This is a genomic window from Pseudoalteromonas sp. S1612 (assembly GCF_005887175.1).
In the GTDB taxonomy this organism is placed as follows: Bacteria; Pseudomonadota; Gammaproteobacteria; order Enterobacterales; family Alteromonadaceae; genus Pseudoalteromonas; species Pseudoalteromonas undina.
Genome location: NZ_PNDH01000023.1, coordinates 1 through 14,421 on the forward strand (window position 1 = coordinate 1; position 14,421 = coordinate 14,421).

General features: G+C 37.2%; 12 protein-coding genes and 2 tRNA genes. 8 read left to right on the forward strand and 6 right to left on the reverse strand.

All coding sequences use genetic code 11. From position 1 onward, the window contains the following. The first annotated feature begins 27 nt into the window (after positions 1 to 27). From CWB78_RS09435 to CWB78_RS09470, 8 genes are all read left to right on the forward strand, one after another. Positions 28 to 103, forward strand: a tRNA-Lys gene (locus tag CWB78_RS09435). A gap of 148 nt (positions 104 to 251) precedes the next feature. After that, positions 252 to 1,292, forward strand: coding sequence for a quinolinate synthase NadA (gene nadA, locus CWB78_RS09440; protein WP_008466811.1), 1,041 nt, complete (start codon positions 252 to 254; stop codon positions 1,290 to 1,292). A 169-nt stretch (positions 1,293 to 1,461) separates the two neighbouring features. Further along, a tRNA-Ser gene (locus CWB78_RS09445) sits at positions 1,462 to 1,551 on the forward strand. A gap of 185 nt (positions 1,552 to 1,736) precedes the next feature. Further along, the gene (locus CWB78_RS09450) at positions 1,737 to 2,978 is read left to right on the forward strand and encodes an integrase domain-containing protein (RefSeq protein ID WP_138595200.1); all 1,242 of its coding nucleotides are present in this window, start codon (positions 1,737 to 1,739) and stop codon (positions 2,976 to 2,978) included. A gap of 420 nt (positions 2,979 to 3,398) precedes the next feature. Continuing rightward, the gene (locus CWB78_RS09455) at positions 3,399 to 3,767 is read left to right on the forward strand and encodes a hypothetical protein (protein WP_138595202.1); all 369 of its coding nucleotides are present in this window, start codon (positions 3,399 to 3,401) and stop codon (positions 3,765 to 3,767) included. A gap of 59 nt (positions 3,768 to 3,826) precedes the next feature. Further along, positions 3,827 to 4,123, forward strand: coding sequence for a hypothetical protein (locus CWB78_RS09460; protein ID WP_138595204.1), 297 nt, complete (start codon positions 3,827 to 3,829; stop codon positions 4,121 to 4,123). Positions 4,124 to 4,236: 113 nt separating this feature from the next. After that, positions 4,237 to 4,488 (forward strand): hypothetical protein, encoded by a 252-nt coding sequence (locus CWB78_RS09465; RefSeq protein ID WP_138595206.1) that lies wholly within the window; start codon positions 4,237 to 4,239, stop codon positions 4,486 to 4,488. Between the two features lie 94 nt (positions 4,489 to 4,582). Continuing rightward, positions 4,583 to 4,885: a hypothetical protein gene (locus CWB78_RS09470; protein ID WP_138595208.1), complete on the forward strand. Its 303-nt coding sequence runs from the start codon at positions 4,583 to 4,585 to the stop codon at positions 4,883 to 4,885. A 45-nt stretch (positions 4,886 to 4,930) separates the two neighbouring features. Here the strand turns inward: CWB78_RS09470 and CWB78_RS09475 are convergent, their stop codons facing one another. From CWB78_RS09475 to CWB78_RS09500, 6 genes are all read right to left on the reverse strand, one after another. Next, positions 4,931 to 5,293 (reverse strand): hypothetical protein, encoded by a 363-nt coding sequence (locus CWB78_RS09475; protein WP_138595210.1) that lies wholly within the window; start codon positions 5,291 to 5,293, stop codon positions 4,931 to 4,933. Between the two features lie 78 nt (positions 5,294 to 5,371). Next, positions 5,372 to 6,079, reverse strand: a complete 708-nt coding sequence (locus CWB78_RS09480; RefSeq protein WP_138595212.1) for a hypothetical protein — start codon at positions 6,077 to 6,079, stop codon at positions 5,372 to 5,374. 19 nt (positions 6,080 to 6,098) lie between these two features. After that, on the reverse strand, positions 6,099 to 6,809 hold the full coding sequence (locus tag CWB78_RS09485) for a hypothetical protein (RefSeq protein WP_138595214.1): 711 nt from the start codon (positions 6,807 to 6,809) through the stop codon (positions 6,099 to 6,101). A gap of 5 nt (positions 6,810 to 6,814) precedes the next feature. Beyond that, complete coding sequence (gene pglZ / locus CWB78_RS09490) at positions 6,815 to 8,782, reverse strand: BREX-3 system phosphatase PglZ (RefSeq protein ID WP_138595216.1); 1,968 nt, start codon at positions 8,780 to 8,782, stop codon at positions 6,815 to 6,817. Between the two features lie 3 nt (positions 8,783 to 8,785). Next, positions 8,786 to 11,575, reverse strand: a complete 2,790-nt coding sequence (locus CWB78_RS09495) for a DEAD/DEAH box helicase (protein WP_138595218.1) — start codon at positions 11,573 to 11,575, stop codon at positions 8,786 to 8,788. An 18-nt stretch (positions 11,576 to 11,593) separates the two neighbouring features. Then, positions 11,594 to 14,419, reverse strand: coding sequence for a DNA methyltransferase (locus CWB78_RS09500; RefSeq protein ID WP_138595220.1), 2,826 nt, complete (start codon positions 14,417 to 14,419; stop codon positions 11,594 to 11,596). Positions 14,420 to 14,421 lie beyond the last annotated feature (2 nt).

Sequence of the window (14,421 nt, forward strand, 5' to 3'; positions counted from 1 at the left end):
GTTTTTCAGATCTAAGTAAACCAGAGCGGGTCATTAGCTCAGTTGGTAGAGCAGTGGACTTTTAATCCATTGGTCGATGGTTCAAGTCCATCATGACCCACCACTTCTGGTACACTTTCTCCGTATAATATATTTCTTAGTATCTCCCTTATTTTTATTTATAAACTGCCTGACTAGATTGCTATTATTTAGCGTTCGTTTCTCGTATAATTTGCGCTATTAATTGCACTGTAAATAAAGTGGTCGAGAACATGAGTTTAGCTCAAACTATTATGCCTGAAGGTTATATTTTCCCTCCTAAGCCGGCACCGTTAACACAAGACGAAAAAGGCGAATATAAAGCGCGTATAAAACAATTACTGCAAGAGAAAAACGCGGTACTTGTTGCTCATTATTACACTGATCCTGAAATTCAAGCACTTGCTGAAGAAACGGGCGGCTGTGTAGCCGATTCACTCGAAATGGCGCGTTTTGGCGCTCGCCATGAAGCCGATATGATCATCGTCGCGGGTGTACGTTTTATGGGTGAGACTGCTAAAATTTTAACCCCTAACAAAACCGTGGTTATGCCAACACTTGAAGCGACTTGTTCATTAGATATTGGTTGCCCAGTGGATGAGTTTTCAGCGTTTTGTGATCAACACCCAGACCGTAAAGTGGTAGTGTATGCTAACACTTCTACCGCGGTTAAAGCGCGTGCTGATTGGATAGTTACCTCATCGTGTGCACTTGAAATAGTAGAGCACTTAGATGAGCAAGGCGAAAAAATCATTTGGGGCCCAGATAAGCATTTAGGCAGTTATATTCAAAAGAATACTGGCGCCGATATGATCATGTGGAACGGCGCATGTATTGTACATGATGAGTTCAAAACCAAAGCGCTAAAAGACTTTAAAGTCTTGCATCCAGATGCAGGCGTATTGGTGCATCCCGAATCACCGGCTGAAATTGTTGAACTCGCTGATGCTGTTGGCTCTACTAGCCAGCTTATTAAAGCAGCGCAAACTATGCCTAATAAAAAGTTTATTGTGGCGACCGATCGCGGTATCTTTTATAAAATGCAGCAACTATGCCCAGATAAAGAGTTTTTTGAAGCGCCAACGGCTGGTAGCGGCGCTACATGTAAAACTTGCGCTCACTGCCCTTGGATGGCAATGAACGGCTTACAAGCGATTGAGGAAGCACTGATTGATGCCAGCGGTAAAGAAGTGTTTGTTGATATGGATTTGCGTGAAGGCGCACTTAAATCATTAAATCGCATGCTAGACTTTACAGCCAATATGGCAAAATAATAAATAGCAATATAATGCATTAGATAAAGGCGATACTCAGGTATCGCCTTTTTATTTGCTTATGAGTAGTTAGTTTGATTATTGAGCAGTTAAAAGCATGATGTTAAAAAGGCCTTGCACCAAGCAAGTGTATTTCATACTATAGCGCGCTGTTGCAAAGCAACATTGTGGAGAGATGGCTGAGTGGCTGAAGGCGCACGCCTGGAAAGTGTGTTTAGGTTAATCCCTAACGAGGGTTCGAATCCCTCTCTCTCCACCATTATTCGATATTAAGACGCCTCAAGGCGTCTTTTTTGTGCCTGTAACAAATATAAATCAATGACTTGGCGTTTCATGGCGTCCTATAGCATCCCACCAAAGCTTAAAGCTTTAGTATCTTTTATGGTATTCCTTTAATAAAATGCCATAATAAGGAATACTAAATTAGAGTGGAGTTAATTTATTATGGCAAGAGCAGCTAAGCAACTGACCGATACAGCGCTTAAAAAAGCAAAAACAGAAGATAAAGATCTTATTTTATCGGATGGCAACGGTCTACAAGTAAAAGTTAGAAAGAGTGGTTCAAAGCTCTGGAACTTTAACTACTACCATCCAATTACAAAAAAGCGTATTAACATGGGGTTAGGCAAGTATCCCGATATATCTATTGTTAATGCTAGAAAGCTCGCGCAGGGAGCTCGAGAACTAGTTGCTTTAGGCACTGATCCTAAAGAATACCGAGATGCAACCATTGCCCATAAACGAGCAGAGGAAGAGCTAACACTCAAAAAAGTAGCTCTAGAGTGGTTTGAAGTGAAAAAGCCAGATTTTACCAAAGCCCATGGTGAAGATATTTGGCGTTCGTTAAATAATCATATTTTGCCAATAATAGGTAAATACCCCATAGGTAAAATCACAGCACCGCAAGTAATCAAAATATTAAGGCCTATTGAAGCAAAAGGGACTTTAGAAACTGTTAAGCGATTGAGCCAACGTTTAAATCAGGTTATGACATACGCTGTTAACAGTGGTTATATTCAAGCCAACCCGCTTGCTGGCATTAAAGAAACCTTTAAAAAGCCACAAAAACAAAACATGCCTTCGCTAAAACCAGAAGAGCTGCCTGAATTGATGCAAGCACTTGCTACAGCATCTATTAAACGAGTAACTCGCTTTCTAATTGAATGGCAGTTACATACTCTTACCCGCCCAGGTGAAGCGGCCGGTACTCGTTGGGATGAAATTGATTTTGAGAATAAACTTTGGACTATCCCCCCTGAACGTATGAAAAAGCGCAGAGAGCATGTCATACCGTTATCACAACAAGCTATAGAGTTATTAGAGGCAATAAAACCAATTTCAGGGCACAGAGACTTTGTATTTCCGTCAGACAGAAACCCGAGAAATCATATCAATAATGAAACAGCTAATATGGCACTAAAACGAATGGGGTTTGAAGGCCGCTTAGTAAGCCATGGCTTGCGTTCGCTTGGTAGCACCACATTAAATGAGCATGAGTTTAACCCAGATATAATAGAAGCCGCACTGGCGCATGTAGACAAAAACCAGGTTCGTTCTGCTTATAATAGAGCTGAATACATAGAAAAACGTAAAGAGCTAATGAACTGGTGGAGTGAGCATATAGAAAAGGCATCTCAAGGTACATTATCGGTAACTGGGCATAAGCATCTTTTAAAAGTTGGTTAGAAAATAAAATAAGGATATAAAATGGCTTTAACACAAATGCAAATCATTCAATCACTGGGTGAGGCAATGAGCTGGCTAGAAAGGGAGTTAAGCTGAGATGTGCCTGCAACAGAGCTAAGACATTTAACCGGTAGAATAGGGGAATTGTACGCCGCACTTATAACTAATGGACGTATGGCAACTGAGGTTAACTAGGCAGGGTACGATGTTGTATCAAGTAGTGGTGAGCGGATATCAGTAAAAACTATAGCAAGAGTGCATAAAAACGTGCACATAGTTTTAATACTAATACGATACTGTTGGGCGCTATTGTATGCCCCAAAACTTTAAGGTAATTTGAGCGCAACAGTCGATTGCAAAGGCTACTAAGGCCCTAAATTGATAATTTATTTTAGAGCTAGCTATCAAAGGAATTGTAAAATGAATAAACTTAGCATTATATTTCTTGTATTAATTTCTACTCCATACTGCCATGCAGGCACGCTGAATTGGTATCGTGTAAATTGTATTGAAGATTCAAGTAAAGTGGGTATTTGTAATGCGGTTGTTAGCTCCACAATTTCTGGAATTATTTCTGGTTATGCAGTCGCTGATAAAAAACCATTTTTTTGTGAGAAGAGATACTTTGCATCAGAGTACCTTCACACCGCGAATAGATTCAAACCTTACGCAAAAAGTTTCACTGAAAATACGTATACAATTAAACAGCAAAAAAGCCTTCTTTTATCTGATTTTATAGTTGAGTACCTAAAATCTGATCTGCCATTGGGGACATGCTCAGATAAATAAGCATGAAAATGAAGTCGCTTTATCATTTTAAGAATTAATACAGATGAAATGCCGGTGGAATGTTATTAGATACATCCGTTGTAGAAGTTAAACAACTAATGAAAGAGGTTTCAACGGGGAATAGCTGCATTACATTGATCAAGTTAATAAACCAACAGGTTAAGCCACGTATATTACTAAATATAAAAGAAGCTATATGGAATAACTATAAATTGGTAGAGCTTGAAAACGGCACCATAGAAGTATTTTTAAATAACGAGCTTGTAGCACCAAGTAAGCCTTACTTACATGATATCGCCAAAGAGTTAGGGATTTCAATTTTAAATGGCAACGGGAATCCATTTAATACACGCTAATTGGGTTTTTTATTGATTAAAGAATTGCTCAATTAATTACTAATATCATGGCTTTACTGAAGGTACTTTAAAAGGTACATTGCTGTCTAAATTAATAAAATGAAGCAGGGAATATGAGCGATTTAGTAGAGTGTAGTGAGTGTAAATTAAAATTCGACTTGGATGAATACGATAATTGTCCTGACTGCGAAGATGACTTAATTGAGTGCGAAGTGTGTGAGCACAGGTTTAACTTTAAACTCAAAAGCTGCCCTTACTGTGATGAAAACACGGTGCCAGAAGGTGCTGAATGCGAGTTTTGCGAGAAGCTTGCAATGCGTTATCTGCAAGATAACCCGGTTTGTGAAGACCATTTCCAAGTTTAACTAAGTCTTTGGCTCATAAATTTTTAGGTAATGAGCCATTTAATTCAGCTTGAAAGTCATATATAAAAATATAGAAGTACTTAGAAGAATAACAATGAAACTATTAAATACCTACGATGATAGAGATGAAGCTGAAAAAGCTGTTTCATTAATAACAGGTGAAAAGCGTCTAGCTAGTGAGCGTGACGGAACTGAAGTTATCTATAATCTCTTTGGCGAGGCTACCTGGGGTAACTTATATAAGTTGAAAATGTTCAACTTACCTGAATTACAGAAACTTGTAGAGATGAAAAATAAAAATCAGCCCTTCGATCAACTTAGGTATAAAGAGATAATTTCAATGCTCAAATATGCAGCAAATACCTTCGAACTAAAAATACCTGATCATTGGCTGTAGATTAACCTTAACCTTTGAAACCTCATAAATAATGCAGCTTCAAAGCTACAAGTATATTGAGTTATCAATAGCCCATTTCTGGGCCTCTTCTAATGATGAAAATCTTTCTGGGTAGGCTTTATTACCTTTAATAATACCAAATTGCTTTGTGTCTTCATTTTCTAAATATAAGAATGTCTGTGCCTGGCTAACGGAAACCATTTTACCAGGGATCATCATCAGTTCAGAACAATCTTGCCCAACTTTTATTTCTCCCTTATAGTTTTCATGTTTCAAAACATCGAGATGTTTAATGTTTTTCTGGCCACACATCTCACAAACGGCATTACTAATATCATTTTTTATACCTCTAACATACTTCCAGCCTGTGTGTGGTACGCCAGATCTGCTCCAAACTCTTTTCCTCATTCATCTACTCATGCTTATATTGTGAAGTCAAATTACAAATTCTAGAACTATTATTTTATAATTAGGTGTACGGTGCTTTTAAATAAACACTATCACATCAGTGGCTTGGTGATGAGCTTCAAGACGAACATTTTGACTCAGATCATTCTCATCAAAATATAGCTCAAACGGGAACCAAACATTTTCATCGTTAATAGCGGTTAAGCTTCGACTTGTTACTTGTTCAGAATAAACACTTGCTTCTACTAACCAAGCTTTTATTGATAGATTATTAACTTGAATAGGCTTCCTAAGTTGATATATACCTTGCTTAGGGTTAGCTAGTATTTCCAAGTTTATCAACGTTCTTACTACAAACTGCATACTTCTTTTGATGGTTGAAGTCTCACCATAATTTTCAGTAGTTCGCTGTTCAAGTTGAGAATATAAAAAAGAGTCATTTAACTTGGTTAATCTGCCAACTTGTTCGACAACTGATTTAAAGAATGGATATTTAGCAAGCATCATGCCCCAATGAAAAACTAAGTTCAATTCACTATATTCCATCAGTAAATTAGCTGCATCTCGTTGAAAATCATTGGGGATATGTTTGGGTAATTTACTCCAAATGCCGAAAAGTAAATTACGAGTTTTGTCTTTAGCTACTTGGCTTGTGAAATCAGGTGTAAGTAAAATATCAATTTTATCTTTTAGCTCTTTACCTTCAATGCCATTTGCCACCCAGGATGCTGTTTGAGCAAGCCAGTTCGACTCTAAGTGTCGATTAAAACCAATTGATACTTTCAAATCATTTCCCTTATTCTTATTATTTCTTTCTAAACAACATCAGCTCATATCCTTGCTGATGTATTTCAAACCATTGCTTATCAATGTCTTCAGGCTCGATACTAAGCTCGAATGGAAACCAAATTGCATCATCAATAATATCTGATAGTGTTCTGCTCATTATATCTTCACTAAAAAGTAACGCACATAATAGCCAGTTCATTAATTTATTGGGTACTGCCAAATCATTTGGATTTACTTGATAACTTCTGGCGTTACTTCTTTGTAAAACACCGAAATCAACCATAGTCTTCAACACTGAGCGTAGACCACGTTTAACTGTTTCAGTATCACCATATAACTCAACCATTCGCTTTTGCGCTTGAGCATAAGTAAATGAATCGTTCAGCTTTGAACTTCGTCCAATAAATCTTGCTACATCAGCAAAGAATTTCTTTTTCGCAATTAATAACCCCCAATGAATAACAAGGGGAATATCATGACTTTCTTTCACGTACTCTACTGCAAATTCAGAAAACTCATTGCTTACGTTGTCACTTTTATCAAACCATAACGATGTTAATTGGTTTCGCGTTTTCCCCAAATTAACCTTGCAGTTAATCAACGGCGATAGCATTGAATTAATTTTGTCGTGCAATTCTTGTTTGTTTAGCCCTTCGGCAACCCAAAGTGCCGTTTGATCTAACCAGTAAGCCTCTATATGACGACTATAATTAACCCTTTTAGACATATCTATTACAACTTTCTTTTTATAACGGCTAACGGTACAACTACTTCATGTAAGCTGATACCACCATGCCCAACAATTTTTTTCCCTTCTTTTACAAACGCATGAGTTCCTTTACTTACTAATGGAAATCGTCCTTCAGGTAAGCCATATTTCTTGCCGGGCCATTTTAGCACTTTCCCGTCTAAAAGGTTATTAGAACTAGTAGCAGCATTTTCTGAATCATAGATTCTAACTCGCTCACCTTTGGTTTCAGCCTTTACACCTTCTTTTAATGCTCCACAGCCAATAGCTTCTTGATTACCGTGATCAGCTGTAACAATCACTTCATAACCAGCATCAAGTAAGATATTGATTTTATCTGCAAATTCCCAAGTTTTTATCCAGTCGGTCACAACAGCATTTAGCCCTGACATCCCAGCCTTCATGCCATGCATTTGTTCATCAACAAAATTAATTACTAAGCCAGCGGCCTTTATATGGCGGTTAGATATCAAGTCATTAAACGATTCATTAGTAGCTCTATCTTCAACTTTTTTTGCATACAAGACTTCTTTGCTAGTTAAACCATGGTCTTCCCAATATGCTTGCCACAGCTTACCTTCTTTTGATGTTGTCAAAAGCGAATCAGCATAAAAATAAGGTTTTTTACCCGAAAACATCGACTGTCGAGAAATTGAGGTAATAGTGGGGACCCAAGCAAAACTATAATGTTCTTCCATTGTTACTCTTGAGCATGAGTTCAAAGACTCTCTAAATAATGCCCATTGCTGAAAGCCCATTCCATCCATAACAAGCAAGCAAACTTTTTGTTCACCCTGTACTTTCCTATTTAACCAGTCAGGTATTTTATGCAGCATATTAGGGTGGCGGATTGAAGGTAACGAAATCAAACTACCGAACTTATTTAATAACCACTGCTCAAACGTATTATCTACTTTATCGTTTAGGCGCTTTAATGATGTAACATCTGAAGGGAGTAACTTTTCTATTTTGTGGCTTAACGCATTCAGCATACCAAGCTCAAATGCATGCTCTCCCCAAAAGTCCGCGTTTTGCTCATTAACCTCTACATTTGAAAACACTTTATTTAAACGAGAGAGCAAATGAGAAAAACGCTTTAATTCAGAGAAACCTTCATCACTAGCAACACCTATAGATGCCCAGTGTTTTTGTGATATCCCTTTTAAATCTATAGGTTTTAGCAAGCCATCACTGAATAAATTATCCACATAAACTTGAATATCATGATCTTCAAAAGGCACGATTAGTTTGCCTTGAGGCCATGAAGGTTCTTTTACTTCATTCGTGGGTACTAGTGTTTGAAGATATAGCTCCCATTGAACTTGTAAAAACTCAAAAAACTCAGCTTTATTTGGCAATAACCTATCAAAATCCCAACCGTTGAAAGCGCTATTTAGCTTTAATAAAGCAATTAACCTTTGCTCAATTACTTCTGGCATGTCACCACTAAGATAATGTTTTTGAATGAGTAATCGAACTAAATCTACTTCAGATTGTATTATCTCAGGGGCAATCTTATAGATATGCCTTAATAAAAAATCTAAACTAGCAATTCTTCCTAGCTTGCCTGGTCGATAGCTTGAAATGGCTTTCTTAATTGGCTGGAAGTAAATAGGAGAAAGGCTTCGAAGTGTTTCGCTCTCTAGCTCTGGTATTATTTCATTGATATGAAAATTTACGCTTTGTGCGTTTAACGAGATATCAAAAGGTATATAATTTTCATCAATTTCAGCACATCTAATGATTAATGCCTTGCTGTTTTGATCTTCAAGCCAATTCTCATATACCAACCTTAACGACACAGGATCGCTATCATCTATAAGCTCTATTTTTGATTCTTCAAACTTTGAGTCAATAAATGGTTCAAAACAAAGGTTTTCAGGATCTGAAATAATAAAACACTGTTTTGCCGTGAAATCTAATTTACTGAGTAGTTCACTTTGCCAAGCCATAAATTACCCCTTTATCTCAAAAACAATATGAAGTGATAACTCAGGGTATACTTGCTGTTTTTCTTTTATTTGCTGTGCCCAAGTAAGTTGCTCATCTGCTAATTGACGTAAACGATAATTTTTTACTTCAGGCAATCCTATTCTCTCTATTGCTCGTTTTCGAGCAGCGAAAGAATATTCTCCTTTATCAATTTTCTCTGACAAATCAGCATTATAATTAATTAGCATATCTTCAAAAACTAATTTTCCTTGTTCTTCTGCAACAGCTCGCAGCATTTGGTAAACATCAGAGCTTTTCACACTACTGGGGCCTGTAATCACTTCTACCGTATCAGAGCATAACGCATCCCAAATCCGGTTTGAGGCTGGAGCAAAAAAGCTACCATCAGGTTTAACGTAAATAGGTAAGTATTTAACTTGTCTCTCATCGCTCCCGGCAAAACGAACACTCCACAAAGACCAGTAGCCAGAAGCACCTGTTGGTAATGTTGGTACTTTTACAACAGGTATCGATTGCACATCACTCCAAATAGGTAAATGGGTACATAACCCACTAACTTTAGGGTTCTCCAAAGTAATGTGTTTTAGTCTAAGATTTTGCTGAGCGTCTTTACCAACAAAAGTTATATCATTCCATAAAGCACCATCTGGCCAAATAATATCTAACCCGCCTGTTAAGGAATTATCAAATTTGGCTTTAATGCCTTGTTGATTTTGCCATAGAAGGTATTGCTCAACCATTGAGGAAACCCAATGAGGTAAAGGGTGGTTAGCTGTTTTTTGATATGTTTCAGCAAGTAATTGCTCACCATCAGAAAACAGATTATCTTGTGATTTTTTATCCTTTCCTGCGTTTTGTATTGTTTGTAGTGCTTTGGCTAGCTCTTGGTCCATTACCTCAGGATTAGTCAATGCTTCCATGAACAACTCGTCAAATAGGTCATTAGTCTCAGCAGAATCGAGTACATCACTGGTTTTATCGACACCAAACTCTTCTAAAATAACTTGCAACTTAGTTTCAAGTACATCACGCACCCTATACTCTACAGTATCTTCTAATACAAGATTTAGTGCTCTAACAACATGAGGCTGACCGATACGATCGACACGTCCTATCCTTTGCTCCATACGCATCGGATTCCAAGGCATGTCATAGTTAACAATCACATGACAAAACTGAAGGTTTAAACCTTCACCACCCGCATCTGTTGAAATAAGGATACGAGTATCACCCGCAAAAGACGCTTGTACTTTCTTTCGCTCACCTAAGTCCATTGAACCATTTAAGCAAACAACACTAATACCGCGATCAGTAAAAAACTTATCTAGCATCGCTTGAGTTGGAACAAACTCGGTAAACACTAACATTTTTAATTCAGGTGATTGTTCTTCTTGTTGCAATTTATAAAGCCAATCTAACAGTACTTCGGCTTTAGCATCACTTTCATTTGCCACACATTTTTCTGCTAATTTCAAAAGGTGTGCAACTTCTGCTTTTTCGTTCTCTAAGGCTTGTTTACTTTCAACAATCAGTTCATCTAACTGTGATTGCCCATCTAGCTCTGCCCAATCATCCGCGAAAGACAGTAGTAACTCCTCTTCCACTACCATAGTATCTAAAGCGATTAAGCGTCTTGATAATGTTTTGGCTATTGCCGCACTACTAGAGCTAACCAGCCGCTGCATTAAAATCATTAAAAAGCCAATGGCATTTTGTTTTTTGGCCTTAGCTTGGTTGTAACCTTCTTTAATGTATTCGGTTACTTCTTTGTAAAGATGACGTTGAATGGCGTGCTTCTGTTGCCAAGCAACAGGGACTAACTCTGTTTTTCTAGGTTTGAATAATGGTTTGCCTTCACCATCAATAGATATCCGCTTTTCGGTACGTACAACATATGGCTGTACTCGCTCTTTGGTCACACTAGCAATATCAGGAAACACTTCAGGGTCAAGTAAGGCCATTAAGCGATGAAAAGCATCGCTTTTTCCTTGATGAGGTGTTGCTGAAAGTAGCAATAAATAAGGTGCGGCTTCAGCTAGTCCTTGCCCCAATTTATATCGAGCGACTAACTCAGTGCTGCCCCCTAAACGATGGGCTTCATCAATGACAATTAAATCCCAACCTGATGCAAGTAAATCATCAAATCGATGTTTGTTATATTCATGAACTTGCTTTAAAGACCAACCTTTGCGACTTTCTATCGGTTTAATACTATCAACAGGGCATACAACTTGGTCATGGCGCAACCAAACATTGTCATGCTCATCAACAGGCTTTTGCTCTCCCGGTAAAAGCAAGTGAAAACTCTCATTAAAATGAGTGCTCATTTCACTTACCCACTGGCTTACTAAGCCTTTTGGAGCACATACTAATATGCGTTTGGCCATACCCCTCAGTTTTAGCTCTCGCATCACTAAGCCAGCCTCAATGGTTTTACCCAAGCCCACTTCATCGGCAAACAAGTATCGAACTTGCTTACGAGCCATCGCCTTATTAAGTGCTTTTAATTGATGAGGCAGAGGAATAACATTGGATTCAATCGGAGCTAGTAATACATCTTCTTGCTGTGCGTTCGCTATTTTTGCAGCCACTGCAACATATGAAATAAAGTGTTCACTTGGCTCTTGCTGAACATCAGCATGAACTAAATCATCAGCAACAACTTTCACAACAGAGTCTTGTTGCTGTAACCAAACACGGTAAAAACTCTGACCCCATAGGCCAGAGTTTTCAATCACTTTTACATGTTGTTGATGGATCTTGCTCCAAGCCCACTCTCCGACATCAAACATCCTTATTTCCTTTTAGCGTTAATCCCAATCGTCATCATCATTAGATGTTAGCGTTAATGCGTTATCGTAGAACATCAACAGCTTTTCGTCTTCTTGCAATACAGCTGGAGGAATTTTGGCAGATATATCTAAAATCGTCTGTAGATCTTGGTTTTCCCAACATGAATTAAATCCAGCTCGTAACGCTTCAGCACGAGGCTGTTTAATCTTCTTCTTTTCTTCTTTATAAGCATCAAACTCACGAAGTAAGGCACGAAGTCGAAGTTTTTCAATATCACCAGCTTTACTCGGATCTGGCACATACCAACGATCTTTTGCTTTGGCAACAAGAGCAGGTTCATCTTTGGATAAACTGCGCATATCTTTAAAGTTGGTAGAAAGGTAGCTATGAATTTGATTAGGAACATTTCCATTCCCATCATATTTAATGAAGTTTTGCTCAAGTAATGTCATTAATTCCAATTGAAGTTCGTTTTTTTTCCAGCCAGATAGCTCATTTAAAAATAATGGGTGTATCTCAGAGTATGTTTTAGGTTTTACTAATAATTCTTGCCTCAACCACTCTATTGCAGATGCTTCATCATCAACAAATATGGATAATTGCTTAATGACATTTGATTGTATACGGTGCTTATCATATTCACTTAACTGATTTGGTAAAAAAATCATACCATCTCGCTCAGAATAACGAATTGATAATTCTTTCTGAAAACTTTTGCTATCAATAGAAATCTCAAGATTATTCTGAATGAAATAACTCACCATTCTGTCATAAAGAATTCTTGGGTCACGTTCAGCTATTTTAAGCAAAGTGTTTCCTTCGAATTTGACTACTTGTAAAATATTAAGATGATGATTCAAAAAATCCCAAACACATGTTTTAGAGTTTTTCCTAGTCAAGATAGTCTTTAATTGAGTAGATGGTTTATAAGCAGATATAACTAGATCTTGCTTAACCGATGTAGGGTTGGTAACTGCATTAAAACTACCTTGTTTTTTACTAAGTGCTGATACATTAGCAATTATAAACCCTGCTTTGACCAGAGCAATTTGTATGTTATTCCAAACAGATGCACTTGTATTTGAAAATTCAATAGTAATCCATTTACCGTGCTTTAAAGCTTTATAACAGCGCTCTAACGCCTTAATCATCAAATCTCTATAGTCATCTATAGTTTTATTTTGATATTTGCTTTCCACTATTTCACTTAATTGAGCGGTCCATATTCTCAACCAAGACTCCCATGAAAAACTAAGCTCTGAATAATTTAAATTTGCTCCAAACGGTGGATCAATAAAAATGTAATCTAGGCTATTTTCTTGAATATTAATATTAATAGTAGAGCTTGTGGCAATAACATTATTGCTATCAATATTTACACTTTGTAATGCTCTAGTAATTGTTTTTAGACGATCTTTCCATTGTTCAAATATTGAAGTTTCTATTGGTATTGAAGGTAAATAGATTGCTCCTTTTAGATAACCTGCATTCCAACCACCTCCACCATAAAAAAAATTTTTAAGATGAATTCTATTCATTTTTGAAGAACGATTAGCTATAGCTGTTAAAATAAATTTTATGTTAGAGTTTTTAACTCTTTCATTAATCGTTGAAAGAATTTTCAAGTTTCTCTTAGTATAAAGGTGATGTACATGTGTGAAAGAAGCCGTACCAGATCGCCAACGATCTCCCCATTTTTCTGTATTTTCTGATGCATGCATCATTCGTTCACAAGGCGAATTATCAGCGACTTTTAAGTCATCTATTTTTTTTATTAATTCAAGGTCTTGGTTGTCTGGCTTTTTAGTAAATCTCTGATTATCAATAGTGTATGAGATTAATACAGGTACTTGCTTAGTATCTTTAACTACTTTATTTAGCACATTATCAAAGAAATTAATTGTAACCTTAGACGCACTACGTTTTTTGATTTTCGAATTACATGATGGACAATTAAATTGTTCTGATACTTTTCCGAGTTCTTGATCTACAGCTTCAGTCCAATAAACTACTTCACCACTACAATCGGGGCATGAAAAAACATCAGACCAGATTACACAGTTTATTTTTCCAACTCTTCCATCACTATGTAAAGTTTGATACATCCAACCCAGTTCATTTTCAATTTCATTCAAAACGCAATTAGCTTCTGTTTCAAATTTTTCAACATTAGTAACTGTGTTGTAGTTTTTTGAAATGAATGTAGCAATTGGTGACAAATCATTCAGAATAGCTTTTCTTTTCCCCAATCTGGAGAATTGTTTCAAGTTCTCCACTCCATTTTCAGCAATCTCTTTCTCGTATATGATCCCATTGCCATTGACAATATACCCTAAAGACTCAACTACTTTTTTATTCCCACATAGCTGTGCAGCAACACCCGTCATACCTGTTCCACAAAAGCCATCAAAAACTATATCACCAGGGTTAGTGTAATGGAGAATATAGCGCATTATTGCTTTATGAGGGACCTTTGTATGATAAGAGTGTGCATTGTATATAGGGTCGTTTTTACCTTCACTAACATCAGCAGCAAATGGTTCTCGGTGGTAATCTTCGTCAGTGTTCTCTTTCAGAGACTCCCAATATTCAACGAAGTCATTTAACCAAGGATTAGGGCAGGCTGTATAGTATGGAGGATCAGACAGCTCAAGAATCGCTTCATCTGTGCCAATTGGAAAGCCTTCGATATTTCTAAACTCCGGGTCTTTTAATTTTTCACGTAAAAGTTCTGTAAAATGCGCTCTACGTGCTTCTTCATTTTCAAAAGTTTGCCCAAGGCATTCCACAGGATCAGTAGATGACTTTTGCTCGTTAACTATATTTAAGCTTTCTTGTTTCATCT